This window comes from Kitasatospora kazusensis, from assembly GCF_039529945.1.
In the GTDB taxonomy this organism is placed as follows: domain Bacteria; phylum Actinomycetota; class Actinomycetes; order Streptomycetales; family Streptomycetaceae; genus Kitasatospora; species Kitasatospora kazusensis.
The window spans coordinates 23,524-47,255 of the sequence record NZ_BAAANT010000021.1 but is presented as its reverse complement, the minus strand read 5'-3'; the positions used below and the strand labels follow the sequence as shown (position 1 = coordinate 47,255).

23 protein-coding genes and 1 pseudogene are annotated in these 23,732 nt (G+C 70.0%); 8 read left to right on the top strand and 16 right to left on the bottom strand.

The features are described from left to right. Positions 1-89: 89 nt before the first annotated feature. From ABD330_RS18850 to ABD330_RS18835, 4 genes are all read right to left on the bottom strand, one after another. A complete protein-coding gene (locus ABD330_RS18850; protein ID WP_344466530.1) occupies positions 90-704 on the bottom strand; it encodes a TetR/AcrR family transcriptional regulator in 615 nt (204 codons plus the stop codon). A gap of 253 nt (positions 705-957) precedes the next feature. Continuing rightward, complete coding sequence (locus ABD330_RS18845; RefSeq protein WP_344466528.1) at positions 958-1,728, bottom strand: GNAT family N-acetyltransferase; 771 nt, start codon at positions 1,726-1,728, stop codon at positions 958-960. A 144-nt stretch (positions 1,729-1,872) separates the two neighbouring features. Then, positions 1,873-2,400, bottom strand: a complete 528-nt coding sequence (locus ABD330_RS18840; protein WP_344466526.1) for a DUF1203 domain-containing protein — start codon at positions 2,398-2,400, stop codon at positions 1,873-1,875. A gap of 117 nt (positions 2,401-2,517) precedes the next feature. Continuing rightward, complete coding sequence (locus tag ABD330_RS18835) at positions 2,518-2,649, bottom strand: hypothetical protein (protein WP_344466524.1); 132 nt, start codon at positions 2,647-2,649, stop codon at positions 2,518-2,520. A 298-nt stretch (positions 2,650-2,947) separates the two neighbouring features. Here ABD330_RS18835 and ABD330_RS18830 point away from each other — a divergent pair, with 298 nt between their 5' ends. After that, the gene (locus tag ABD330_RS18830) at positions 2,948-3,763 is read left to right on the top strand and encodes a hypothetical protein (RefSeq protein WP_344466522.1); all 816 of its coding nucleotides are present in this window, start codon (positions 2,948-2,950) and stop codon (positions 3,761-3,763) included. Positions 3,764-3,799: 36 nt separating this feature from the next. Here ABD330_RS18830 and ABD330_RS18825 read toward each other — a convergent pair. After that, positions 3,800-4,802, bottom strand: a pseudogene (locus tag ABD330_RS18825) (transposase). A 125-nt stretch (positions 4,803-4,927) separates the two neighbouring features. Next, on the bottom strand, positions 4,928-5,665 hold the full coding sequence (locus tag ABD330_RS18820) for a dienelactone hydrolase family protein (protein ID WP_344466520.1): 738 nt from the start codon (positions 5,663-5,665) through the stop codon (positions 4,928-4,930). A gap of 563 nt (positions 5,666-6,228) precedes the next feature. On the opposite strand from ABD330_RS18820, the gene ABD330_RS18815 reads away from it, so the two are divergent. Next, positions 6,229-6,873 carry a LysE family translocator gene (locus tag ABD330_RS18815; RefSeq protein WP_344466633.1) on the top strand — a complete coding sequence of 215 codons (645 nt, stop codon included), beginning with the start codon at positions 6,229-6,231 and terminating at the stop codon, positions 6,871-6,873. Positions 6,874-6,922: 49 nt separating this feature from the next. On the opposite strand, the gene ABD330_RS18810 is transcribed toward ABD330_RS18815, so the two are convergent. Beyond that, positions 6,923-7,555, bottom strand: coding sequence for an NIPSNAP family protein (locus ABD330_RS18810; protein WP_344466518.1), 633 nt, complete (start codon positions 7,553-7,555; stop codon positions 6,923-6,925). Further along, positions 7,552-8,019 carry a hypothetical protein gene (locus ABD330_RS18805; RefSeq protein WP_344466516.1) on the bottom strand — a complete coding sequence of 156 codons (468 nt, stop codon included), beginning with the start codon at positions 8,017-8,019 and terminating at the stop codon, positions 7,552-7,554. Before ABD330_RS18805 ends, ABD330_RS18810 begins: the two co-directional genes overlap by 4 nt. 56 nt (positions 8,020-8,075) lie before the next feature. On the opposite strand from ABD330_RS18805, the gene ABD330_RS18800 reads away from it, so the two are divergent. Next, entirely contained in the window at positions 8,076-9,050 is a 975-nt protein-coding gene (locus tag ABD330_RS18800; RefSeq protein ID WP_344466514.1) for a helix-turn-helix transcriptional regulator, read from the top strand. Positions 9,051-9,522: 472 nt separating this feature from the next. On the opposite strand, the gene ABD330_RS18795 is transcribed toward ABD330_RS18800, so the two are convergent. Further along, the gene (locus ABD330_RS18795) at positions 9,523-10,035 is read right to left on the bottom strand and encodes a MarR family winged helix-turn-helix transcriptional regulator (protein WP_344466512.1); all 513 of its coding nucleotides are present in this window, start codon (positions 10,033-10,035) and stop codon (positions 9,523-9,525) included. A gap of 32 nt (positions 10,036-10,067) precedes the next feature. Then, positions 10,068-12,164: an MMPL family transporter gene (locus ABD330_RS18790; protein ID WP_425555575.1), complete on the bottom strand. Its 2,097-nt coding sequence runs from the start codon at positions 12,162-12,164 to the stop codon at positions 10,068-10,070. 469 nt (positions 12,165-12,633) lie between these two features. Here ABD330_RS18790 and ABD330_RS18785 point away from each other — a divergent pair, with 469 nt between their 5' ends. The 4 genes from ABD330_RS18785 (at position 12,634) to ABD330_RS18770 (ending at position 17,459) form a co-directional block, all read left to right on the top strand. Beyond that, positions 12,634-13,467: a helix-turn-helix domain-containing protein gene (locus ABD330_RS18785; RefSeq protein ID WP_344466508.1), complete on the top strand. Its 834-nt coding sequence runs from the start codon at positions 12,634-12,636 to the stop codon at positions 13,465-13,467. Between the two features lie 152 nt (positions 13,468-13,619). Next, positions 13,620-14,312: an SDR family NAD(P)-dependent oxidoreductase gene (locus ABD330_RS18780; RefSeq protein ID WP_344466506.1), complete on the top strand. Its 693-nt coding sequence runs from the start codon at positions 13,620-13,622 to the stop codon at positions 14,310-14,312. A gap of 655 nt (positions 14,313-14,967) precedes the next feature. After that, positions 14,968-15,096, top strand: coding sequence for a hypothetical protein (locus ABD330_RS18775; RefSeq protein WP_344466504.1), 129 nt, complete (start codon positions 14,968-14,970; stop codon positions 15,094-15,096). A gap of 476 nt (positions 15,097-15,572) precedes the next feature. Further along, complete coding sequence (locus ABD330_RS18770; RefSeq protein WP_344466502.1) at positions 15,573-17,459, top strand: AfsR/SARP family transcriptional regulator; 1,887 nt, start codon at positions 15,573-15,575, stop codon at positions 17,457-17,459. A 58-nt stretch (positions 17,460-17,517) separates the two neighbouring features. On the opposite strand, the gene ABD330_RS18765 is transcribed toward ABD330_RS18770, so the two are convergent. The 6 genes from ABD330_RS18765 to ABD330_RS18740 form a co-directional block, all read right to left on the bottom strand. Next, entirely contained in the window at positions 17,518-18,438 is a 921-nt protein-coding gene (locus ABD330_RS18765) for a 2OG-Fe(II) oxygenase family protein (RefSeq protein ID WP_344466500.1), read from the bottom strand. Between the two features lie 6 nt (positions 18,439-18,444). Continuing rightward, positions 18,445-19,077 carry a hypothetical protein gene (locus ABD330_RS18760; RefSeq protein WP_344466498.1) on the bottom strand — a complete coding sequence of 211 codons (633 nt, stop codon included), beginning with the start codon at positions 19,075-19,077 and terminating at the stop codon, positions 18,445-18,447. A 194-nt stretch (positions 19,078-19,271) separates the two neighbouring features. Then, complete coding sequence (locus ABD330_RS18755; RefSeq protein WP_344466496.1) at positions 19,272-20,087, bottom strand: ABC transporter permease; 816 nt, start codon at positions 20,085-20,087, stop codon at positions 19,272-19,274. Positions 20,088-20,100: 13 nt separating this feature from the next. Then, positions 20,101-20,850, bottom strand: a complete 750-nt coding sequence (locus ABD330_RS18750; protein ID WP_344466494.1) for an ABC transporter permease — start codon at positions 20,848-20,850, stop codon at positions 20,101-20,103. 123 nt (positions 20,851-20,973) lie between these two features. Further along, positions 20,974-22,002 carry an ABC transporter ATP-binding protein gene (locus ABD330_RS18745; RefSeq protein WP_344466492.1) on the bottom strand — a complete coding sequence of 343 codons (1,029 nt, stop codon included), beginning with the start codon at positions 22,000-22,002 and terminating at the stop codon, positions 20,974-20,976. 159 nt (positions 22,003-22,161) lie between these two features. Continuing rightward, positions 22,162-22,296, bottom strand: a complete 135-nt coding sequence (locus ABD330_RS18740) for a hypothetical protein (protein WP_344466490.1) — start codon at positions 22,294-22,296, stop codon at positions 22,162-22,164. A gap of 377 nt (positions 22,297-22,673) precedes the next feature. Between ABD330_RS18740 and ABD330_RS18735 the strand changes: the two genes are divergently transcribed. Beyond that, entirely contained in the window at positions 22,674-23,669 is a 996-nt protein-coding gene (locus ABD330_RS18735) for a JmjC domain-containing protein (protein WP_344466486.1), read from the top strand. The last annotated feature ends 63 nt before the right edge of the window (positions 23,670-23,732 follow it).

Genomic DNA, 23,732 nt, shown 5'->3' with positions numbered 1-23,732 from the left:
ACCGACCACGGACTGCACACCGTTGTCCGGGAAATGTTTGCGCGTCGCCCCCAATATTCCGGGTGCAACAGGCAATGACCTCGATCTGCCTACCCCGCAGACGCGTCTCTGACTGGGGCGGGCCCGGCATCAGCCTCCTGGGCAATGGGTTCCAGCATGGCTGCCAGGAGTTCAGTGAGCCGCTCGTTGTCGACCCCTGCTAGCGCGTGGGTGCCGATGACAGTGCGCATCAGCCATGTCCCTGCGGTTAGGGCGAGCCCGAGCTGAGCGCGGAGTTCCGCCTCGGAGCCACCGATCAGCCCTGCAAGGCGCGCACCCACATGGGTCTCGATGCCTCTCCGAACGATGTCCGCAGCCTCGGGATCGGACGCGGACCGCAGGGTGAGGAGAAAAGGATCGAGGCGTTCGGTGTCCGGTGCCGTGTTCTCGGCAAGTGCCTGCGCGATGGCGCGGGGCAATCCGGAGCGTTCGGCGCCGACAACGGTCGGCGGCCCGAAGGAGCGGTCGACCACTTCGGCGAACAGGCCCTGCTTCGAGCCGAAGTAGCGGTTGATCATCATGGCTGACACGCCCGCCCGTTCCGTGATCTGCCGGACGCCGGCACCGGCGTATCCGTTCTCGGTGAACTCGATGACGGCGGCGGCAAGGATGGCTTCACGGGTCACTGCGGCGTCGCGCCGACGAGCGGGCTGTGCAGCACTCATGGATATGAGCATACGACGCGCTATCTACAGTCGTAGACATATTGACCCGAAACGCTAATGCTCCGCCGCCGGTGGGCGGCCAGGTGGCGGGCGAGGAACTCGACGACACGGGTGCGGGACGTCGAGCGTGGCAACATAGGTGACCACCGTGAAGCCTCTGGTAGCTATGGACATGATCTTGTGGTTGGACCTGTCCTACCAGAGGCTTTGCGTCTGTCCGCAACGACGGCGGACCGTCCCGGACCGGGCCCGCTCAGCTCCCGGATTCCGTGCGGGTGAAGACGTGCGAGCGGCCGATCGGGGTGAAGCCACGGCGGGCGTACCAGCAGCGTGGCCAGTCGTCGGGGTCGGCGAGGAGGAAGACCAGGCTGTAGCCCGATGCGTGCTGCAGGGCCGTGGCGAGGATGGTGTCCGCGTAGCCGCGCCGGACATGGGCGTCAGCGGTGACGACGTCCTCGATCTGGGCGATCCCGTGGGCGGCATCGAGGTAGGTGTCGGCCCAGGCGCAGACCGTGCCGTTCTCATCGCGGACAGCGAGGAAGCGGACCTGCTCGGCGCCGCGGAGCCGGGCTGTCCGGCGGTCTGCGAGCTGGTGGACCGCATCGTCCTCGGCCTGGGGCATCCAGATACGGAGCTGGCGGACCAGGGCAGGAAGCAGGTCGCCAAGAGCGACCGTCTGCGCGGGCGAGCCGGGGACGGTGGAAGAGCCGGAATAGGTCATGACGAGCTCGGTCTCGTGGGCGTAGCCGGCTGCGGTGAGGGCGGGCGCGCAGCCGGTGCCGACGGCGTCGTCGAGGATCGTGATCCGGCGGTGGCGCAGGTGGCCGAGAGCGGTATCGGCCAGAGCGGGGAGGTCGGAGGGAGCCGTCGGCCCCTCGATGACGAGCTGGTTGTGTTCGTGGGAGGCCGCGTACTCCTGGTCCAGGACCACCACACCGCCGGGAATCTCGGTCACCGCAGCGGCCTGCCGCCGGGCGAAGGACGCGCGGAAGGCCGCGATGCGCTGGAGATCCATGGCTGACATGCCATCAGTCTACGGACCGATCCCACCTGAAGTGATCACCGCTGAGAAAACCTCAGTCACTCCGTCTGCCTCCGCCGGGGATCCGCTCGTGCGAGTCCGGAAGAACCTACAAGAGCGTTCACGCAGATCCGGTCAGAGCCAATTTCAACAGGCCTCATCAACCTCTGCGGTGGGCCTCCGTACCTCGAACTGGAAGCATCCGTATTCCAGTGCCCGGACATGCACGAGCACCACGTCCGGGTCGCTGAACGCATCGTCGAAGGCTGCATCGAAGCCGCCCGTGGCGTCGGTCGGAATCTCCAGCAGGCGCCCACCGGCGATACGGCCCCGGGCGTCGTAGCGGCGCACGGTACGCAGGGCGCCCGGCCGATCGAAGGGGTAGTTCTCGCCAGGGACGAACCCGCCACAGTCATCGGCGTGGATGAAGACGGGGCCCTGTTCGTCGTAGGCGCCAGGACGTTCACCCGTCGCAGCGGCCCAGCGCCGCAACGGAGCATAGGAAACAAGGGCGATCCGATCGCCGAGCGCGATGGGGCGCAGGCAGCAACGCAGCGGGGATCCTGTGTCGTCGCGGGTCGCGACGTACGGGGTACAGGGGCGGCCTGCGTCGTCGGCAACCCTCAGTTCCTCGAAGGCTGCCGCGTCGATGGGAAGTACGGTGTACCTGGTCATGCGCCCATGCTTGCTCGACGTACGCACGCGTGCTGGCAGGAATCAGACATCGCGTTAACGCGACGGCTGACGGACGGTGCCCGTCCGCGAGCACGTGACAACTGGACCTGCTGGGCTTCAGCCCGCCGGCACCGCGTCCCGGGCGGTGCTGCCGTCCAGCACGGCACGGGTCACCTCCACCAGGCTCAGCCTGGTCGCATCCGACGGCAACACCGCCGCGCGGCAGAAGACGTGGCGGTGGGTGGGCACGCGCTTCAAGACAGCATGTCGGAACCTGCAGAGCACGGCCATGTCACAGCTGCTCAGCCCGGTCCACTCACCCATCTGCGTCAAGCTGCAGCTCGCCGACCAGCGAGAATGCATGTGGGGAACTGGTTCGTGCCACTCCACCGACGAACCCGCTGCTCACTCCTGGGAGACTGCGACTCCAATCTGATCTTGTTCTTTAAGGTCGGATCGGGCCAGTGGCGATGTGCGGCACCGGGTCGCCGACCGCCCCGAGCAAATCCGTTGGCACCGAGAGCCTTCAGACGACAAGACTGCCCTGGTGAACACCCTGCCGCCGCTGCCCGGCCCGCTCCCTCTGCCAGTACCGGACCCGCGTGTCCGCGACGTCGTTCTCGACTGTGCGGGCATGGACGCCTTGGTGGCCGACCTGGTTCTGCCCGGCGACGCGTCGATGTACGTCATGAGCGCGATGGAAACGTCCCGCGAGCTCATCCGGCACTCCTACTACCGGTACGAGTTCGCCACAGTTGCCGTCACGCATTCCCTGTTCGCTCTGGAGCACGTCCTTGCCGAGCGTCTGGCCGTCAACGAACCGGTCCAGGACCTCATCGAGCGGGCCGCCGATGCAGGGCTCATCCCGGCCGAACTCGCTGCCGAGCTCGACCGCAGCCGACTATTGCGCGACAAGCTCACGCAGGGCACTGTGACAAGTGCCGCCCTCGGCCCGGTCAGGGCCGTCACCATGGTGCGTGCCGTCTTCGATGCTGTTTCCCTGCTCCTTCCCCCACCATCTGCGGCAGAGGTGGCAGCTGTCGACATGAACGGAGCGCAGCCTGAAGACCGACTCGCCCGGCTGTGGGAGGAACACCGGCGCGCCCTGTACCCGGACAGCTTCCGCGGCATTGACATTGAGGGTGTGGAGCTGATCCTCCTGGACGCCGACGTCGCCGGCCTCGTTCAGAGAGAGCTGAACGGTGGGCTCGACGACAGTGGCATTGCCATCCTCCGGGCTTGCATCGCCGACCTCGACAAGGTCGTGACCCTGATCAACTCGGAGTACTGCGCCTCCTACTTCGCGAGACTTCGGACGATGGCCAAGCTCGCAGCAGCCCGCTACATCCCCACCGCGACCTGACGCATGGAGCCCACATTGGATCTCCCACGACACTTGTCAGGGTCCGGCCCGGTCGCGTTCGATGATGGTCTCGGGGCGTCGGACGGTTTTGCCCACGTCGTAGCGAGTGGCGGGATGCCGGTTCTTGGAGCCGAGCGGCCTGCCGGGGCCGGGCTGGGTGGGTTTGGGCACACGGGCCGGACAGGGCAAAGTCGGGCGGAGGTTTCTGAACCCGCGTCGGACTCGGGCAGGGGTAAGCCTGTTCGGTTCGGCCGGTCGTTCCCAGGGCCGGCGGACGTCCTCGGCGAGTGGGCGGGCGAGGCGAAGCTGGGTGTGAGCGGTGACGATCAGCCACGTCCATCGGTCGGCGGCTTGTGGAGTACGGAGCTTCGGGCGGGTCCAGCCGAGCGTCTGCTTGATCATCCGGAAGGTGTGTTCCAGATCGAATCTCCTGAGGAAGGCCTGCCACCGCACGTCGACGTCGCCGGTGGTCATGCCGGTGGTGGACCATAACCACAGGGGTAGCGGGTCTCCGCCGCCGGGCAGACGGTCGACCTCCAGGCGGATCAACGTTCCTTCGAGGGTGGGGAGTTCACCGTCGTGGTCGATCCACGCGGAGCGAGTGGTGAGCCGGGGGTGGATACGGTCCCAGGCCATCGCGTTCGCGGTGGCAGAACGAGCGGGCATCGCTGGTGGCGGCGCCGGGCCGCAACCAGGGCGAGACGTCCACCGCCAGGACCGGGCGGCCGTCGGCGGCCCGCGGCAGTGGCAGTGGCAGTGGCAGTGGCAGTGGCAGGCCAACCAATGCGGTCCGCAGCCGCTCGACGTCCAGGCATCCCTTGTTCGGCGCGCCGTACAGGGCCCCGTGCCCGCGTCGGCGTTCGGGAGCGAGCGCCAGGTCCACCAGGGTCTTCACCGACCCGTCGGTGCACAGCACCGCGTCGGTGAGCTCGAACAGCGCGTCACGCCGTCCGGTCAGGTAGTCGTAGAAGACCCCGCGGAAGCGTGACAGTTCCGCGAACGGCTCGCACTGCACGCCCCGCTCCACCAGACTCACCATCACGGCCTTCGCGTCAAGTCCTTTATCTCTTGGTCGAGTTCAGGATCACGCGAAGGCCGTACCGCCGTCCCGGGAACACTCGGACGAGTGATCGTCGTGGCCTGGTGCCGGGCTGTCTGCCTGGGTCATGCCCCCGGAGCCTCCGTCACGGGCAGGCACTCGGCGAGCAGGTTGACGACGTCGCGCCAGGCTCGCTGTGCGTGCCGTGGATGGTAGCCGACGCCGGGGACCGTGGGGTGGTCGACCGGGGGGTGGTGGAAGGCGTGCAAGGCGCCGCCGTAGACCGTGAGGCGCCAGTCGACGCCTGCGGCCTGCATCTCGGCGGTGAACGCGTTCCGTTGCGCGGGCGGCATGATCGGGTCTTCCGACCCGACCCCGGCCCACACCGGGCAGCGAATGCGCGCCGCCTCGCCCGGCCGGCCCGTGGTAGTTGCGTTGACTGTCCCGATCGCGCGCAGGTTGGCGCCGTCGCGCCCGAGTTCCAGCCCGATGGCGCCCCCGGTGCCGTAGCCGATGGCGGCGATCCGGTCGGGGTCGGTCCGCGGTTCGGTGCGCAGCACGTCGAGCGCAGCATGGCCGATGCCCCGCATCCGGTCCGGATCGGCGAGCAGCGGCAGGCACCGGGCCAGCATCTCCTCGGGGTGGCCCACATAGCGCCCGCCGTGAAGGTCGAAGGCCAGCGCTACATATCCCAGTTCGGCGAGAGCGTCGGCCCGGCGGCGCTCGACGTCGCTGAGCCCCATGCCCTCTGGTCCGAGCAGCACCGCGGGCCGGCGGTCGGCACCAGCGGGGAGCGCGAGGTGCCCGATCATCGTCAAACCGTCCGCCGGGTACTCGACCGTGCGCGTCGTAATCGTCCTCATGAGACTGGACTGTAGTGACCGTCGAGCCCGGTCCGGCCGGTGTTCCGCCGCTGGCAGAACAGCGCGCGTGTCCCTCTGAAATACGGGGGCCGGACTCAGGGCTTCAAGATCATTCCGTTGCCCCTCTGACGCGCATCTCGATCACACCCCCGGTAGCCGTGCCACCGTCCCAGGAACACCGGACGAGTGATCACCGGGCCCGCCCGTTCGAAGCCGGACGTTAAAGGCAAGCTCAGCGGGCGGCGTCGCGATACACCCACGATAGAGACATATTGAGGTACTCGGCAGTCTGCTTGGCATCCATGAACTGTGGCGATACAACTCCTCCAGGTCACTCATGGGCCCAATCGGTGAGCCGCGCAGCACACCCTCCCGGACTCGCTGGTTCGGATGAACCGGAAGGCCCGTGCTGTTGATCAGAAACTCATGGGGTTCTCGTTCAGGGCGTAGCGGACATGTGGGCCGCCTCAGCCGCCGTGGGTGCGCGCCCCACCACCTGGAGCACCGCCGACCGGATGCCGGGTGACGCCTGTTGCACCGCGTCTGACATGGTGGCATGTGTGATGATCTCATTGGCGGCAGCCGGCGGAATGGCCCTGGTCGAACTAGGAATGGCGTTGACGCCGGGCCCGAACATGGTCTATTTGGTGTCTCGGAGCGTCAGCCAGGGCCGCGTAGCCGGGCTTGTCTCGCTGGTCGGGACTGCGGTGGGCTTCCTCGTGTACATGACTTTGGCCAACGTGGGGTTGGCGGTGGTCTTCGTTGCCGTCCCGTGGCTGTACATCGGTTTCAAGGCTGCCGGCGCCGCCTACCTCGCAGTCCTGGCCTGGCAGGCGCTCAGGCAGGGAGGACGCGGGTTGTTCGAGCCACGCAGCCTCCAGCGCGACTCGCACTGGAGGCTGCTGCGGATGGGGCTGATCACCAACCTGCTCAACCCGAAGGTCGCCATCCTGTACCTCGCGCTCATCCCGCAGTTCATCGATCCCGCTCGCGGCCACACCACGGCCCAAGGGTTCACTCTCGGCGCCGTGCAGATAGCGGTGGGCCTCACCGTGAACGCGCTGATCGTGCTCGCGGCCGGATCGATCGCCGGCCTGCTCAAGAGCCGCCCGGCATGGGCCAAGTGGCAACGCTGGACCACTGGGAGCCTTCTCGGTGCCGTCGCGATCGTCCTCGCCCGGGAGGTGCCCGCCCGCGCACGGGCTTGACCTTCAAGTGGACCAGGACCGCCGACCAGATCATCGACGCCATCGGACGCTACTGCGCGAGGGGCTCCGGACAGGAGCGCCAGGAGCGTCGCGGCACCGGCGCGAGACGCAGCTGCTGCGGGACGGACTTCAGGTGCGTCGAGAGGTCCGGCAGGGGTGCTGAGTCCCCCGCGGTGAACCACACCAGGACGTCCTCGCCGGTCCGCACGGGCAGGGCGGGGAAGGTGTTCTCCGCGTGCTCGGTGCGGTGGACCGCCAGCGGCGGTGTGCCGGCGGTCAGCTCCGGGCGCAGATGCTGCTCGAAGTGGTCGGCGAAGGCGGCGGCGTCCAGGGGATGGCAGATGGTCGCGACGACCGGCCCGGCGCCGTCCGGGGCGGTGAAGCCCGGACCGCGCAGCAGGAGAACGTCGTCCGAGTCCAGCATGGTGGCGTTGGCCGCGTCGCGGTGGGCCTGCCAGACGGGGCCGTAGTAGAAGGCTTGCAGCGCTCGCGCCCGTTCCGCCATGTCCGGGAAACTGCGCAGCCAGACGAAGCGGTCCGGGTGGTCCAGGTCCCGGAACCGGCCGCCGACGGTGATGCCTACGGCTTCCTGACCGGTCACGAACTCCCGCTCGAAGAGCTCGATCAGGGTGTCGCGGGCGCCCGGGTGGAGGGTGTACTGGCGGAGTTCGACGATGGTCATGAGGCGTCCTTCGGCTGGGCCCGGCTGAGCTCCATGACCCAGTTGAGCTCCCAGCTCTGCCCGTCGTCCACCGAGAACTCCTGCTCCCAGCGGGCCGAGTCGGCCGTCAGCCGCTGCCAGACGAAGTGGACCCGGATCGGGCGCCCCCGATAGGTGTCCTCGCCGTAGAAGTCGCCCCGGCCGCCGACGAAGTTGCCCACGACGGGCGGGCCGAGCCGGCCGGTGCGGCTGTCGGCCCAGTGGATCGACCACTCCTTGCGTTCCTGGTCGAAAAGCCGGAGGGTCACGCCCTGGTGCCCCAGGGTCGAAAAGGTGATCTCGTCGATGTTGCCGCTCCCGCCGAACAGCGGGCGGACGACGGCGTGGCCGGGGAACTCCTCCCAGCTGCCACCGCCGACCAGAAGCTCGGTCAGCCTGCGGTTGGCCACGTCCCAGGAGCCGTGGAGGAAGTCGAAGTCGTTCATGGTCCGGAGACTAAAGCCGGTTCACTGCCATCTCCTGTCAGTGGATACTGACAGCCATGCGCGCCGGCCGACTGATCTCGCTGCTCCTGCTCCTTCAGAACCGGGGCCGGATGACGGCCTGCCAGCTCGCCGATGAACTGGAGGTCTCGGTCCGGACGGTCTACCGGGACGTCGAGGCGCTCGCCGCAGCCGGCATCCCGCTGTACGGGGACGCCGGGCACGGCGGCGGCTACCAGCTGCTCGACGGGTACCGCACCCGGCTGACGGGGCTCACAGCCGATGAGGCGCAGGCCGTCTTCCTGGCCGGGTTGCCCGGCCCGGCCGCCGAGTTGGGCCTCGGCGAGGTGCTGGCCGCCGCCCAGCTCAAGCTGCGGGCCGCCCTCCCGGCGGAGCTGCGGGAGCAGGCCGGGCGGATCCAGGAGCGCTTCCACCTCGACGCACCCGGCTGGTACGGGAACGTGGACGAGACGCCGCACCTGGCGGCCGTCGCCGCCGCGGTCTGGGATCGGCACGCGGTGTGGGTCCGCTACCGGCGGTGGAAGGCTCCCACCGAGGTCGAGCGGCGGCTGGAGCCGTACGGACTGGTGCTCAAGGCCGGCCGCTGGTACCTGGTCGCCGCCGAGGGCGGCGGCACCGCGCGTACGTACCGGGTCGACCAGATCCTCGAACTACGTGCTCTGGAGGAGCAGTTCGAGTCACCTGCGGGCTTCGACCTGGCCGCCCACTGGCGGGACCGGCTCGCCGACTTTCACGCCCGACTGCACACCGGAGAGGCGGTGGTGCGGCTGTCGCCGCGCGGTGTCGCCCGGGTCCGCGAGCAGCTGGGCCACGCGGTCGGCCGGGCGGTCGCGGACGGTGGGGTGGTCGAGGCGGACAGCTGGACCAGGGCGGCCGTGCCCATCGAGTCGCTCGACCACGCCCACGGCGAGTTCCTGAAACTGGGCGCCGACTTGGAGGTCCTCGAACCACATGAGTTGCGGGCCCGCCTCGTGGCGACCGTCCGCGAACTTGCCGACCGGTACGGTGCATAGGCCCTGTCCGGAACCCTCGCACAGTAGCGTCCGACGGCATCGATGATCTGACCGGCGGTTGTCTTCGTGGTCCTGGTCGATTCGACGGCCGGCGCGCTACGCGCAGCGGTCGCGGACCTGCGGCTGATCCCCAGGAGAACAGCCACCACCGAGACGCTCAGCTCGGTCCCAGTCGGCGCTGCCTGTATCGAGGTCCTCGTCCTGCGCGGACCGGCCCGCCCGTCGCGCGCCCGCTCGGCAGCCGGTCCGGGCAACCGACGGGGTGAGCGGAGCGGTAGTTGGTACCGGCGGGAACGCCGTCCCGCGAGCTGCGGCCGTGACCGCTGGTCGAACCGAACCCCGAGCCGGACCATGCTCGCGGTCGACATAGTGACCCGTCAGCTGTCCGACTCAGGCTGCGCGTTGCCCGGCGCGCCTGTCTGGAGTGAGACCGACCGGAGGCCGTTCGCCGGAGCAGCATCGCTTCCTTGCGTTAATCCTGGGTGGCGTTCAGCTTTCCCGCCTCGTCCCTGATGCGTTCGGCCGCCCTGTCCAGGAAGTGGACCACGATCGACCGCTCGGTCTCACTGAGTCCGGCCGCGGCGTCCTCGACGGCCGCCACCAGGGGCAGCAATGCCCTGACGATCTCCGCGCGCGCGTGCTGGGTGGGCTGCACCACCGTCCGGCGCCGGTCCGTCCGGTGTGGTACCCGGGTCACGTGTCCGGCCTCCTCCAGCCGGTCCACCAGCACGGTGGCCGACGCGGAGCGGATACCGAGCCGCTGGGCGATGTCCATCGGGCCAAGACCTTCGGGAGCACCCAGCAGGTGCTCCATCGCGGTGACGTCGTTCACCCCGAGGCCCAGGTGCCGGGCGAGGGCCTGTTCGGCGTCCCGGTTCGCCAGCAGCACCTGGCGCAGAGCCCAGGAGACCGGCCCTCCGAGTTCGCCCCCGCGTGGCGGCGGCGCGGCCTGCGTCCGTGCGCCGTCCTCGACTGCCTCGGCCACTGGCCACACCACCTTCCGTCGCGCTGTCCCGCCTATTGTCCTCCGGCCGGCTCCCCGTCCGTACCGGCGGGTGCGCCGGCCGCGCCGTGCCGCGGGCGGCCGGGCCACCACACGCGCTCGCCCAGGCTGTGTACCAGGGCCGGCACCAGCAGCGAACGCACGACGGTGGTGTCCAGCAGGACGCCGAACGCCACGATGAAAGCGATCTGCAAGAGGAACGCGAGCGGGATGACGCCCAGGGCGGAGAAGGTGGCTGCCAGGACGACACCCGCGGAGGTGATCACACCTCCGGTGGCGGTCAGTCCGCGCAGGACCCCCGAGCGGGTGCCGAGATGCCGGGACTCCTCGCGGACACGGGTCATCAGGAAGATGTTGTAGTCGACCCCGAGAGCCACCAGGAACACGAATCCGTACAGCGGGACCGAGGCGTCCGCGCCGTGCAGGCCGAAGACGGCGGGGAAGACCAGGGCGCTCACGCCGAGGGTGGCCGCGAAGTTCAGCATGACGGTCGCAATCAGCAGCAGCGGCGCCACCAGGGCCCGCAGCAGCAGGATCAGGATGAACGTGATGATCGCCAGCACCACCGGGATGATGACGAGCCGGTCGTGTGCGGCGGTGTCCTGGATGTCGGACTGCTGAGCGGTGTAGCCGCCGACCAGGGCCTGGGCGCCCGGCACCCGGTGCACGGCGGCGCGCAGCCGGTGCACCGTGTCCTGCGCGGCACGGCTGTCGGCGGGATCTGCGAGGACGGCGTCCAGCACACGTACGGGACCTGTCGTGCCGTCGGGCGCTGCGGCGGCGGCAGCGACTCCCGGGGTCGCCCGGACCGCGGCCAGGACGGCGTCGGTCCGGTCCGCGCGGGTCAGGATCACTGCGGGGTTGCCCTGTCCTGCGGGGAAGTGGGCGTCGACGACCCGCTGGGCGGTGACCGAGGGCTCGGTGTGGATGAACGTCTCCGCCAGGGGAAGGCCGCGCGCGGAGAACAGCGGCAGCGCGCAGGCGGCCGCGGCCAGGGCGGCCAGGGACCACACCCACACCCGGCGGGGGTGGGCGCCGACCAGGCGGGCGACACGGGTCCAGAGCCCGGAACTCGCGCCCTGTCCGGGGCGGGGTCGGGTCGGCCAGTACGCGGCGCGCCCCAACAGCACCAGCACGGCGGGCAGGAACGTCAACGCGCTCAGGCCGGCGCACACCACCCCGATCGCACCGACCGGGCCGAGCGCCCGGGTGTTCGTCAGATCGCTCAGCAGCAGCGCCAGCAGGCCCAGCGCGACGGTGGTGGCGCTGGCCACGACCGGCTCGAAGGAGCGGCGCCACGCGGTGCGCATCGCCGTGAACCGGTCCGGCGCGTGCATGAGTTCCTCGCGGAAGCGCGCGCTGAGCAGAAGCGCGTAGTCGGTCGCCGCACCGATCACCAGGATCGACAGGATCCCTTGTACCTGCCCGTCGATCCGGACCACCCCGTGCCGGGCGAGCACGTAGACGACGCCGCTGGCCAGCCCCAGTGCGAAGACGGCACTGACGATCACCGCCAGCGGCAGCAGGACACTGCGATAGACCAGCACCAGGATGATCAGCACCACCCCCAGCGCCACGCCGAGCAACAACCCGTCGATCCCGGAGAAGGCGTCGACCAGGTCCGCCTGGCTCGCCGCCGGCCCGGCCAGGTACACGCTCGTGCCGGCGACCGCCGCCCGGGAGCGCACGAGGTCCACCGTCGCCCGCAGCCGGTCACCCAGATCCGTCCGCAGGGGAACCACTGCCTCAAGCGCCCGGCCGTCCTTGGACGGCACCACCGCACCGGGGGTACCCGCCAGCGCGGACAGCCCCGTCAGGCCCGCGAGCGCCCGCTGCGCCCCGTCCGCTGCGGCGGCGGGGAGCGCGGCCGGGGCCGAGGACCACACGACCACCAGCGGGACGGACTCCCGGGTGTCCATGGCCCGCTGAGCGGCCAGGACCTTCGTCGACTCGGCGCTCTGCGGGAGGAACGCCGCACTGTCGTTGGTCGCGACCTGCCCGAGCTTTCCGGCGAACGGCCCGAGGCCGCCGCCGATCGCCAGCCACAGCACGACGAGCACCACCGGAAGAAGCCACCGCCACCGGCGTACGGCTCTGGTCGAGGACAACACGACCCCCTATTTGCTAGATAAACTTGCTACCTGTCTTCCTAGGTATAGCACAGGAGTAAAACCATGCCCGCCGCCACCACATCTGCCACACAGCCACACAGCCGGACAGAACCGGCCATCCGACATTCCTGACGGACACGGCAATTCGGCAGGGTGACACTGGCCGGCCCTGCCGAGGAGATCCCCCAACCGGCCGCCTCTCCCAGGCACGGAAGGGCCACGTCGTCACTCGGCGTAGCTCTGGCCACAGGCTCACAGCAGCCCCGGCGCAGCTCAGCGGCGCGATCCGTACCGCTGAGCACCACTCACCGGCAACTCCGCAGCGTGATCGTCCTCGTCGGCGTTGAGCCCGGCGATCACGGACTCGATACTCGACACTGAGCCCCGGGGAGCGTCGGCGGGAGCTACGGGGCTTCGTGGTACAGCGCGTACCACCCAGCGGGGCGGAGTGTGCGGGAGGATGGCGCGCATGGATCAACTCGGTGCCGCGCTGCGGGCGTGGCGGGACCGGCTGGATCCCGCGACGGTGGGCTTCGCACACGGCTCACCCCGTCGGGTCCCCGGTCTGCGACGCGCGGAGCTGGCGACGCTGGCCGGCATCTCGGTCGAGTACGTGGTCCAGTTGGAGCAGGGACGGGTGGCGACACCCTCGGCGCAGGTCTGCTCGGCCCTGGCTCGCGCCCTGCACCTGTCCGACGACGAGCATGCTCACCTTTTGCGCATGGCCGGTCACACGGCGGATCCGGCCAGGGTTCCACGAACGATCCCAGGGAGCCTGTACCGGATCGTGGACCAGCTCGCCGGCAACCCGCTGGCGATCTACGACGCCACCTGGCAGTTGCTGCACTGGAATCCGCTGTTCGCGGCCACGTTCGGCGATCCCACGGTCCGCGGTGTGGGAGACCGCAACGTCCTGGTCTGGCAGTTCCTGGGTGAGCTGCCCCGGGTTCGGCAGACGGCGGCCGAGCGGGTGGCGTTCGAGGAGTCCCTCGTCGCGGACCTGCGCACGACGACGGGCCGGTACCCCGACGATCCCGACCTCGCGGCGTTGGTATCGAGGCTGAACCTCAGCCCACGGTTCTGCGAGTTGTGGAGCCGCGGAGCGGTGGGCGGTCACCAGAGTGCGCACAAACTCGTCCGGCACCCGGATGTCGGAGACATCGCCATGAACTCCGACATCCTCAACACCCAGGACACGAACCTTCGCCTCGTGGTGTACACGCCGCAGCCAGGCACCGACGCCCGCAGCAAACTCGAATTCCTTGCGGCCATTGGCGTCCAGAGGATGTCTCCGCAGACATGAAGGCCCGCGTTCCGCCCCGTCCGGTGGACCAGGCTGCTGGGTGGTACGCGCGGTACCAGGAAGTTCCGTAGCTCCCGCCAACCCTCCCGGGAACCCAGCATGGAGTGCGTGAACAGCGCACGACCGTGCTGTTCGGACCAGGAGGAACCAGCATGACCACCACTTTCGTCACCGGGGCCAACAAGTCCCTCGGCTTTGAAACCGCTCGTCGCCTCGTCGAGGCGGGGCACACCGTCCTCCTCGGTGCCCGCCACCCTGAGCGCGGTCGGGCCGCGGCCGAGTCGCTCGGCGCCCGGTTCGTTCAGATCGACGTGACCGACGATGCCTCGGTCCAGGCCGCGGCCGCGGATGTCGCCGCGCATGAGGGGACGATCGACGTCCTGATCAACAACGCCGGCGTCCTCGGCAAGGTCGGCCCCGTCGAGGAGTACACCGCGGCCGACGTGAGCGCCGTGCTCGACGTGAACGTCGTCGGGATCGTGCGCGTCACGCACGCCTTCCTCCCGCTGCTGCGCAAGTCACCGAACCCCGTCATCGTCAACGTGTCCAGCGGGATGGGCTCCTTCGGCATGACCCAGGACCCGGCGCGGATCGAGTCACAGTACGCCCTGCCCCTCTACTGCGCCTCGAAGGCCGCGGTCACGATGCTCACGACGCAGTACGCCAAGGAACTGAAGGACGTGAAGGTCAACGCCGCAGACCCCGGGCAGACCGCGACCGACTTCACCGGCGGCCTCGGACACAGCGTCGCCGACGGCGCAGAGTCCATCGTGACCCTCGCGACGATCGGCCCGGACGGGCCGACGGGACAGTTCATCGACCGATCCGGGAACCTCCCGTGGTGAACCCGCCCTGAGCTCAAAGGACATCTTCGCCGCCATGGAGTTCCTGAAGGAAACCGGCTTCTCGGTACAGGTAGCGGGGGAAATCGCTCAGGAGAAGTCCAAGGTGTCCACGGCAGCGGGAAAGGGTCGTAGGACGTCGGGAACTGCTGGTCGGCAGCGACAGTAGTCCCCGGGCGCACGAGCCGGGCCCACGGGAAAGGTGGGCCCGACCCGTACAGGTCGAGCGTCGCTGCAGCGCGCTGAACAGCGAGAATGCATGTGGGAAAATGGTTCGCGTCGCTCCGCCGATGAGCTCCCTGCCCACTCCGGAGAGACTGCGACTCCTATCTGATGATCCGTCAGAGAGGTCGGCATTGATCCGAGTAGACGCTGCCACGGGCAGCTACACCTGGGACTCGCGACACCTTCGGATCCCTGTCCAAGACCCGATCCTCATCCGACACAACAGACCGCCGTGCTCCGACCGGAAGCAGTTCCCAGCCTTCCTCGGCTCCTGTTGAACCACTACAAAAGGCCAGGTCAACGCACCCACTCCAGCGCTTCGACTGCAGGCTCGGGGCGAGTGGCCGCAGACGGCGGCACCCCCTTCGCCTCACCGAACCCGGAGCCTTCCCTTCACGTCGCGCGCTGTACGATCTCATCACTGCCTCGGGCGATGAAGTTCTGCGAGTTCTTCGGCGGCGGACAGAACATCCACCCCTCGAAACTCGCCGACGGCTGGAACATGCCGCACCAGCTCCACCCGACCCGTGAGGTGTGGCAGGGCCTGGTCCGCCGGTTCTGAGACCGGTAGTTGTTGACGCGTTGGACGCCGTGGACAGCCCGTCCTCACGGACGAGGCCCGCGAAGTCATCGTCGGACGTGGGGTGAAGTCCGAGCCCTGTGACCTGCACATACGCGTGCGATCGGAATCCTGGGCCGATGACGCCCGACCTCGTCCCGTCAATACGCATACCCATGGCACATCTTGATGGCTGCTCAGAATCCATCGGTCCGACGGGGGCCGTACGGCGGGGACACCCGGGGGTGCCCGAGGGTGGGGCCGGTTCCGGTCATCAGGGCGTTAGCAGAACGCACGCGGCACGTGAGCCGGGCCCGGCAGGGTCTGGGTACGGGCCCTCCGGCTCCGGGCACCGAGTGGCGGCCGGTACGGAGTGAACGGCCGCCGTGCGGTGGTGCGTTCCTGGTACAGCACGACGACCGTGCGGCCTGCGGGCCCGCTTCACTTGACGGACGAACAGCGCATCCCAGGGGTGACCCATGATCAACTCACTGCCCCGACCTCAGAGTCCGGCATCGCAGGGCCTCAGCATCCGGGCCCTGGGCGAACTGGAAGTGACGATCGACGGCCGACCGGTGCCGTTGGGCCCGGTCAAGCAGCGGCTGACTCTCGCCGTCCTGGTCAGCCGCCCCAACACCACGGTGTCGGTCGATCTGCTGGCGGAAGCCGTCTGGGCCGACGAACCACCGGCCTCCGCCCGCAAGAACCTGCAGTCCTACATCTGCTCGCTGCGCAAGCTGCTCGCCCCTGCGGGCCGCCCCGACCGGCTGGTCCGCCACGCCGGCGGCTACGTGCTGAGGGTCTCTCCCGCCGAGCTGGACCTGCTCCGGTTCGAGGAACTCCTGCGCGCCGGACGGCAGGCCGTTCAGCTGGGCGCGGCGGAGCACGGCGCCCGCCTGCTGCGCGAGGCACTGGACCTGTGGAGCGGACCGCTGCTGAGTGACCTGTCGGCCGGGCAGGCCATCTGGCAGGAGGCTGACCGCTACGCGGCGCGCCGGGTAGCGGTCTGCGAGGACTGGGCCGAGGTCGAACTGGGGCTCGGCCACGCACCGGCGGTCGCCGAACTGCTGGCGGAGACCGTTCGCGAGCACCCGCTGCGCGAGCGGCTGCGCGCGGCCCACATGACCGCGCTCTACCGCGCGGGACGGAAGACCGAGGCGCTGGCTTCCTACGACGACATCCGCCAGTACCTGGCCCGGGAACTGGGGCTCGACGTCAGCCCGACCCTGGAGGCCGTCCACCGCGGCGTACTGGAGGACCGCCTGGTGGAGGACCGCCCGGTGGAGGACCACGGCGGGCCGGGCCGACCGCGACACTCCGTCACGGAGTCCGTCACCCCCCAGCCGCGGCATCCGGTTGTCGCGCTGCCCGCCGACCTGCCGGACTTCACCGGGCGCGAGCCGTACATCCAGGACCTGCGGCAGGCGCTCCTGGGCGAGGGACGGCTCGTCGTGCTGCACGGGCCGGTCGGCGTGGGCAAGACCAGCCTCGCCGTGCATGTCTGTCATCAGCTGCAGGCGGAGTACCCCGACGGTGTGCTCAGCGTGCGGCTCCGCCAGGAGAACGGTTCGCCGCGGCCGGCCGCGTCGGTGCTGGCCGAACTCTTCCGCGCCGCTGGGCTGCTGGGTTCCGTCCCGCGGTCGGCCCTGCGGGCCGTCGCGCAGGAGGACTGCGAGGAGGCCGCCGCCGTCTGGCGTTCCTGGGTCGCCCGCCACCGGGTCCTGGTGCTGCTCGACGACGCACCGGACGAGGAGAGCGTGCGCCGCCTGCTTCCCGGCACCGGTTCGGGCTCCGTCCTGGTCACCAGCCGTCGCATTCTCGTCGGCCTCGGCCCGCTGCACCAGGTCGGACTCGGCCCGTTCACCCAGAACGAGTCCGTCACCCTGCTGTCGCGGATCACCGGTGATGCCTGGCTGGCCGGTGACCGCGCCGCCGCCGAACGAATCGCCGGCGCACTCGGCCGACTCCCGCTCGCCCTCCGGGTCAGCGGCACCAAACTCGCCCTGCTCAAGTACCTGACGCCCCAGGAGTACGCGGCCCGGCTGGAGAAGTGCCCGTCCCTGCTCGACGAGCTGACCGCGGGTGAACTCTCGGTACGCAGCCGCCTCGCGGCGTGGTGGCACAGCCTGCCCGAGGAGGTCCGGTGCCAGTTGCACCGTCTCGGGCACCTTCCCAGGCCGCTCTTCACCCTGGCCGACGCGACCGCCGCCCTGCAGTGCAACGAACACGTCGCCAGCCGGACCGTCGAAAGCCTGATGGAAGTGGGCCTCCTCGGCTACCCGACGGCCGAGGTCTCCGCGCACATGGCACTGTACGAGATGCCGGTCCTCACCCAGCTCTACGCCCGCGAGAGCGCCGCGGCGTGACCAGGGCGTCCCCTCCCTGGCGCCGAGAGCCGGGTTCCGCACCGGGTGGGGCGGCTCGTCAGCCGGCCCTGAGGGCGTTCGCCGGCCCAGCGGCGGAGCGGGGCCCGGTGGCGGGGCGGGGCTCGGTGGCGGGGCGGGGCCCGGCGAACCGCTGCCAGTGCCCTCCCCCTCGGTCCATGTCGTCCTCCTTGCACGCCTGGACGTCGTTGGGGAAGACCCGCCCGGCCGTGGTCCCGCCCCGCCGCGGGATCCCGGACCGGTCGGGGAAGTTGAGGAAGGCCACCATCGAGAACTTCGGCTCCGCGTCCCGGCCCACCTCGACCCGGTGGAACGTGGGATCGTAGCGGCCCTCGGACCAGCGGTGGAGGATGGAACCGGGCAGGACCAGGGTGCCGTCCCGCGCCGGCTGGACGGCGGTCCCCGCGTCGCGCCACAGCGTCAGCCCCGGCCGGTCGGTGACCAGTGCCGACAGGACGCTGCCGTCGGGGTGCATCCCGATGCCGGCCGAGCGGCGGCGCAGCGGTGCGTAGCGGATCACCCGGTACCGCACGGTGAGCGCGGGGTACCACGACCGCGGGATGCCCACCTCGGCGGCGCTCAGCGCCAGTGCCCGGTCCAGGCTCTCCTTGAGGGTCTCCAGGTCGGCCCCGGCCTGCGGGTTCCCGTGCAGGAACGCCGCGCCCCGCCGTCCGCCGGCCGGGTCGCCGTCGAGCGACTCCAGGAAGGCGGGGTCGGGCGTGAACGGCGTACCCAGTCCTCGGGAGGCCAGCCAGAAGCTCTGCCGGTCCGCCCGCAGCCGGTCGAGGCCGGGGAAGGTGTCCTGGGGCGCGAGGCCGGTCAGGAGGTCCTTCAAGGCCGCCATCGACGCCTCCACGCCCGCGGCCTCGCGCGGTGTCCAGACGAACAGGGCGCCCGTACCGTCGCGGAAGAGGCGGTCGATCTCACCTGCGTCGGCCGGACCCAGCAGCCTGGCGTACATGTGCACTCATCCTTTCGGGACGGCGGGGACGCGTGCGGAGAGGGACTCGTGCCGACCGGGCCAGCCGCCGTAGCGGGCCATCTGCACGACGCCGTCGGGCGGAACCCGGTGGCACTCGACGGCGCCGCGGATCATCCGGCTGTCCAGGACGGCCTGGTAGGGCGTACGGACGAAGGTCGCCGCCATCAAGCGGTCGATGCCGCCGTCGCCCACTGGGCCGAGGGACAGCGAGCGCCAGCGCGCTATCTCCTCGACGGCCGAAGCCGGCAGGCTCTCGATCGGGTGGGACCGCTTGCGGCCGTCCGCGGCCAGCCGGACGGTCGACCAGAAGCCGAACAGCAGCAGCACCAGGCGCTTCTCGTGCGCCGATCCGCGCAGTTGCTCGACCGTACGGCCGGAGCGGCGGAAGTCCGCGATCCAGCCGTCGACGAACGCGGCGGTCTCCAGGTTCGCCCGCCTGGCGGGGAGGGGGAGCTGTGCCTGGGTCAGGCCGGCCAGGTCCACCTCCCGGGTCAGCGTGGCACCGCGCCAGCCGCTCCACTCGGGGTCGTTGCGACGGTGCAGCAGCACCGGTCGCGCCCGGTCGGGGTTGGCCGGCGGCAGCTCGCGCTGGGTCTTGGCCCAGATCTCCTGGAACACCGCCGCGATGGCGTGCTGCCGTACGGTGGGTGTGCCTTCGAACGGGGGGAAAGGCCGGATCTGACCACGGCCGGGAGGTTTGACGAGGCCGGTGGGCTTGGCAGAGCCGCCGGACCTGGCAGAACCGGGGGACTTGGCGGGGCCGGGGGGCTTGGCAGCCGACAGGAGCATGAGCGTGCCTCTTCGGAGGGGAGTTACGAGATCAGCTTTCTGTGCAGTCGGCGGACCGCGCAGACGAAGGCGATCGCCGCCAGCACGAGGAGATAGGCGATGTGCACCGCCGTCTGCGGGCCCACGGTGTCGAACGTGATGTCCCGCATCAGCTGGATCGCCTGGTAGAGCGGAAACACCTGGACCGCCCACTGCAGCGCCTTCGGATAGGTCGACAGCGGGTAGAAGGTGGTCGAGAACAGGAACTGCACCATGGTCGCGGTGGTGACGAACGAGTAGTCCTGCCAGCTCCGCAGGTAGGTGGTGGCCAGCATGCCGGTCGCTGCGAAGGACGCGCCGACCAGCAACGCCGCGGCCAGGCAGACGACCGCGGCGACGGGGCCGACCAGGCCCGTCGCCAGCATCACGGCGAGGAAGCCGGCCGAGTACATGCCGCCCCGGATCAGGGCCCAGGACATCTCGCCGATGACGATGTCCAGGGTGCCCAGCGGGGTCGACAGCACCGTGTCGTAGAACTTCGAGCGAAGTTTCCCGAAGACGTTGAACGTGGCGTCGTGCAGAGCGCCGTTCATCGCCGAGACGGCGAGCAGCGCGGGCGCCACGAAGGTGATGTAGCGCATCGGGTGGTGGTCCGGTCCGGTCACCGGGCCGATCATGGTTCCGAATCCCGCGCCGAAGACGGCCAGGAACAGCAGCGGCTCCACGAAACCGGAGGCGATCAGCAGCCAGATGTGGCGGCCCACCATGGCGGAGCGCCCGATCAGAGCCCGGGCGCGGCGGGCATAGATCCCCGGTGGCAGGACTGCGGACAGGGTGAGCGGTGATTCGACCACTGGCATGGCTGGAAACCCTTCAGAACCTCAGCCGCCGGGTGAACCGCCGACGTGCCATTGCGTATCCGGCTGCGAGGAAGAGCAGCAGGTAGCCGGTGTGGACGGACAGTGTCGCGACGTTCAGGCCGCCGAAGGCCGCCTCCCGCGCCAGTTCGTTGCCGTGCCAGACCGGTGTCACCCAGGCGACCGGCTGGAGCCAGCCCGGCAGTTGGCTCACCGGGAAGTACGTACCGGCGGCCAGCGTCATCGGGAGGATGACGAAGCGTGAGAGAACCGTGAACCACGGGCCTTCGCGTTCGAGCGAGGCGACGAACGCCATCACCGGTACGGCGACGGCCAGTCCGGTCAGCATCGCGAAGAACAGCGAGAGGACGACCCCCGGTCCCGTCACCACGCCGAACACCGCCGCGATCACCAGGAACGCCACGGCCGACTCCAGCACCTGGACGGCGACCCAGAGCACCTGCCCGTTCAGCAGGTCGACCGGCTCCAACGGGCTGGACACCGCGGCCCAGTAGGTCCGGGTCCACCGGAATCCGTCGAGCAGCGGGTAGGTGGACTCGCCGACGGCGTTCTGCACCGCCCTGGTGACCAGGATCCCCGGGACGAGGTAGACCGCGTAGGGCTGCCCCCAGGTGTTCGGCCCGGGACGGATGTGCGCGCCCAGGGTCAGGCCCAGCGCGAGCAGGTAGAGCGTCGGCTGCAGCACGCTGGAGATGAAGGTGGACCGCCAGGTGACGCGGTGCCGGATCCAGAGGTTCCCCAGCACGCAACGTGCCGCCTGCCAGGACGTTTGCGGGGCCGGTTGCCACGGCGTGGGGGGTGCCGGCGCGGCGGGTGCGGCCGGCGGGGTGGACGCGGTGGACGCGGTGTCAAGCATGGGCCGATCCCTTCAGTCCACGAGTTCGCGGCCGGTGATGCGCAGGTAGACGTCTTCGAGCGTGCTGCGCCGCATCAGGCTGGATTCCGGGCGGATGCCGCGGGCCCGCACGGCGTTCAGCGCCGCCTCGGCGTCGTGTGTGAAGAGCAGCACCCGGTCGGCCAGCACCTCGGTCCGGTCACCGAGACCGGCGACGGCGTCCGCCTGCGCGGTGTCGCCGGCCGGGAAGCGCAGTTCGAGGACCTCCCGGCTGGAGTAGCGTTCGATCAGTTCGGCGGGCGTTCCCTCGGCGACGATCCGCCCCTGGTCCATCACGGCCAGGCGATCGCACAGTTGCTCGGCCTCGTCCATGTAGTGGGTGGTGATGATCAGGGTCACGCCCTGCCGCTTGAGGGCGCTGAGCCGTTCCCAGACCACCTGTCGCGCCTGCGGGTCGAGGGCCGTGGTCGGCTCGTCGAGCAGCAGGATCTCCGGGTCGTTGACCAGTGACCGCGCGATGGTGAGCCGTCGCCTCATGCCCCCGGAAAGCGCGTCGACCCGGCTGTCGCCCCGGTCCGACAGCTGCGCGAACTCCAGCAGTTGGACCGATTTCTCCCGCAAGTGGCCACGGGACAGGCCGAAGTAGCGCCCGTAGACCAGCAGGTTCTGGTTCACGTTCAGTTCGGTGTCCAGGTTGTCCTGCTGGGCCACCACGCCCAGTCGGGCCCGGATCTGCGGCCCGGCCAGGTCGGGATCGAGGCCGAGCACCGACAGCTCGCCGCCGGAGCGTGGCGAGACGCAGGCCAGCATCCGCATGGTCGAGGTCTTGCCGGCGCCGTTCGGTCCGAGCAGGCCGAACGCCTCGCCGCGCCGGATCCGGATGTCGATTCCCCGGACGGCGTGGTGGTCGCCGTAGCTCTTGTGCAGTCCCGAGGCGCTCACCAGAACGGCTTCGGCCTCGGCCGGTTCAACCGTCCCGGCCACGGCCGGTTCTGCCGCGTCGGCCACGGCCGGTTCTGCCGCGTCGGCCACGGCCGGTTCTGCCGCGTCAATCATGCCCATGAGCCGAGCTCCTGTAGCGAAGGGGAGCGATGAGGAAAGCGGATGGAGGAGGTGGGGCAGGGCCCCGCACCGCGCCGGGCGGGTGCAGGGCCCTGTCCGGTTCCTGCTGTGACCGGGGTGCACCGGCTCTCTTGGAGCCGGTGCGCGGAGTGCCCCTGGTCAGATGACGTGGCCCTCGGCGAAAGCCTGGCCCACGACCTGGTCGATACGCTCCGACTTGCTCTCCTGGTGGGCGCTGACCTCGGGGGTCTCGGTCTCGTCCTGCTCCGGGGCGGTGTTGATGTTCTCGGACATGGGAGCCTCCTGTAGGCGAAAGGGGATGGTGGTTGCACACCGTGCACACCGTGCGCCGACCGGCTCCGGGGGATTCACCCCGGGGCTTCCTGCCGACACCGAGAACACTAGGAACGGCCGGTACAGAAACAGCTGGTCACGGGAACGGAATCGAACGCTCCGCACGTCAGAGGCGCTTGCAGGTCCGGTGGGCCGGTCCGGCAGCCGCACGGAATCCGCCCGGACCGGCCCTGGGAAGAGCCCCGTTGCCGTTCCGGGCGCCCCCGCAACGATGTGCGGACCGGTTCTGTACCCCGTCCGTACCGCAGAGCGAGAGGCTGGCAGGTGGAGTTGTGAGCCCGTATCCGACCCACTCGGAGAAAAAAGGGGGGACGGCCATGAGGACGTCGACAGGTCTGGAACCATCAGCTGCCCGGCAGGACTTCACCGCACTGGGCTCACTGGTCGGTGACGTACCCGGGTTCCTCGCCACGGCCTGGCGCCGGGAGGCCCGCGTCCTGCGGCCGGACCGGCCTCCGCTGGACGCCGTGACGCTCACCGACCTGGACCGGGTGCTGCTCGGCAGCAGGCTGCGGCTTCCCTATCTGGAGATGCTCAAGGCCGGCCGGCACCAGCCGCCGGACCGCTTCACCGGCAACCGCCTGGTCGGCGGAGTGAGTTACCACGGCTGGGCGGACCGGGCCGGCGTGCTGCGGGAACTCGCCGACGGCGCCACGCTGCTGCTGCGCAACGTCGAGCACTGGCACGAGCCCGTCGCGGCCCTGACCCGCTGTCTGGCCGGCGAACTCGGACGCCGGGTCGAGGCGTTCGTGTTCGTGACCCCGCCGGGTGCGCAGGGTCTGCGCACGCACCGGGACGACGCGGACGTCTTCGTCGTGCAGCTGAACGGCCGCAAGCGGTGGAACGTGCACCGCCCACCACAGGACGGCGACTGGGCTGCCGCGCCGGAGCCGAATCCCGGGCCACCGATTCTGGAAGCGGCCGTGGAGACCGGCGAAGTGCTCTACATCCCGCGCGGCGCCCCGCACTCGGCGGTGGGTGATCAGGAAGGCCTCTCCGTCCATCTGTCCTTGACCGTCCGTCAGGCCGGTACGGACGATCTGCAGGCGGCGTTGCGCGAACGGCTCGAATCGGGACCGCGGGTCGCGCCGCTGCCGGTGGACGAGGCGGGCATGCTGGCGGCCGCGGCGGAGCTGCTGGCCCGGTACCGCCGCTGCCTGGACTCGTTGACACCCGCGCAACTGGTCGACGCGGCCGACACGGCTGTCCGCACGGCGCTCCAAGGGACCGGGCAGGCGGATGCCGGGCCGCTGCCCTCGGTCCTGGACTTCGCCCGGTCGCTCGTCGGGCCGGCAGCGGACGCGCCGGCCTGACGGACACACCGGCCCGACGGACACACCGGCCCGACGGCAGCGGCGAAAGCCCGGGGAGATCCG

Bases quoted from the DNA above. Each gene is read 5' to 3' on its own strand.
- ABD330_RS18805 (WP_344466516.1), bottom strand. From the start codon at position 8,019: ATGAACGACTTCGACTTCCTCCACGGCTCCTGGGACGTGGCCAACCGC.
- ABD330_RS18810 (WP_344466518.1), bottom strand. From the start codon at position 7,555: ATGACCATCGTCGAACTCCGCCAGTACACCCTCCACCCGGGCGCCCGC.
- ABD330_RS18840 (WP_344466526.1), bottom strand. From the start codon at position 2,400: ATGACCAGGTACACCGTACTTCCCATCGACGCGGCAGCCTTCGAGGAA.
- ABD330_RS18740 (WP_344466490.1), bottom strand. From the start codon at position 22,296: ATGTCCGAGAACATCAACACCGCCCCGGAGCAGGACGAGACCGAGACC.
- ABD330_RS18770 (WP_344466502.1), top strand. From the start codon at position 15,573: ATGATCAACTCACTGCCCCGACCTCAGAGTCCGGCATCGCAGGGCCTC.
- ABD330_RS18755 (WP_344466496.1), bottom strand. From the start codon at position 20,087: ATGCCAGTGGTCGAATCACCGCTCACCCTGTCCGCAGTCCTGCCACCG.
- ABD330_RS18820 (WP_344466520.1), bottom strand. From the start codon at position 5,665: ATGAGGACGATTACGACGCGCACGGTCGAGTACCCGGCGGACGGTTTG.
- ABD330_RS18780 (WP_344466506.1), top strand. From the start codon at position 13,620: ATGACCACCACTTTCGTCACCGGGGCCAACAAGTCCCTCGGCTTTGAA.
- ABD330_RS18850 (WP_344466530.1), bottom strand. From the start codon at position 704: ATGAGTGCTGCACAGCCCGCTCGTCGGCGCGACGCCGCAGTGACCCGT.
- ABD330_RS18800 (WP_344466514.1), top strand. From the start codon at position 8,076: ATGCGCGCCGGCCGACTGATCTCGCTGCTCCTGCTCCTTCAGAACCGG.
- ABD330_RS18845 (WP_344466528.1), bottom strand. From the start codon at position 1,728: ATGTCAGCCATGGATCTCCAGCGCATCGCGGCCTTCCGCGCGTCCTTC.
- ABD330_RS18775 (WP_344466504.1), top strand. From the start codon at position 14,968: ATGAAGTTCTGCGAGTTCTTCGGCGGCGGACAGAACATCCACCCCTCG.
- ABD330_RS18815 (WP_344466633.1), top strand. From the start codon at position 6,229: ATGATCTCATTGGCGGCAGCCGGCGGAATGGCCCTGGTCGAACTAGGA.
- ABD330_RS18765 (WP_344466500.1), bottom strand. From the start codon at position 18,438: ATGTACGCCAGGCTGCTGGGTCCGGCCGACGCAGGTGAGATCGACCGC.
- ABD330_RS18735 (WP_344466486.1), top strand. From the start codon at position 22,674: ATGAGGACGTCGACAGGTCTGGAACCATCAGCTGCCCGGCAGGACTTC.
- ABD330_RS18785 (WP_344466508.1), top strand. From the start codon at position 12,634: ATGGATCAACTCGGTGCCGCGCTGCGGGCGTGGCGGGACCGGCTGGAT.
- ABD330_RS18745 (WP_344466492.1), bottom strand. From the start codon at position 22,002: ATGGGCATGATTGACGCGGCAGAACCGGCCGTGGCCGACGCGGCAGAA.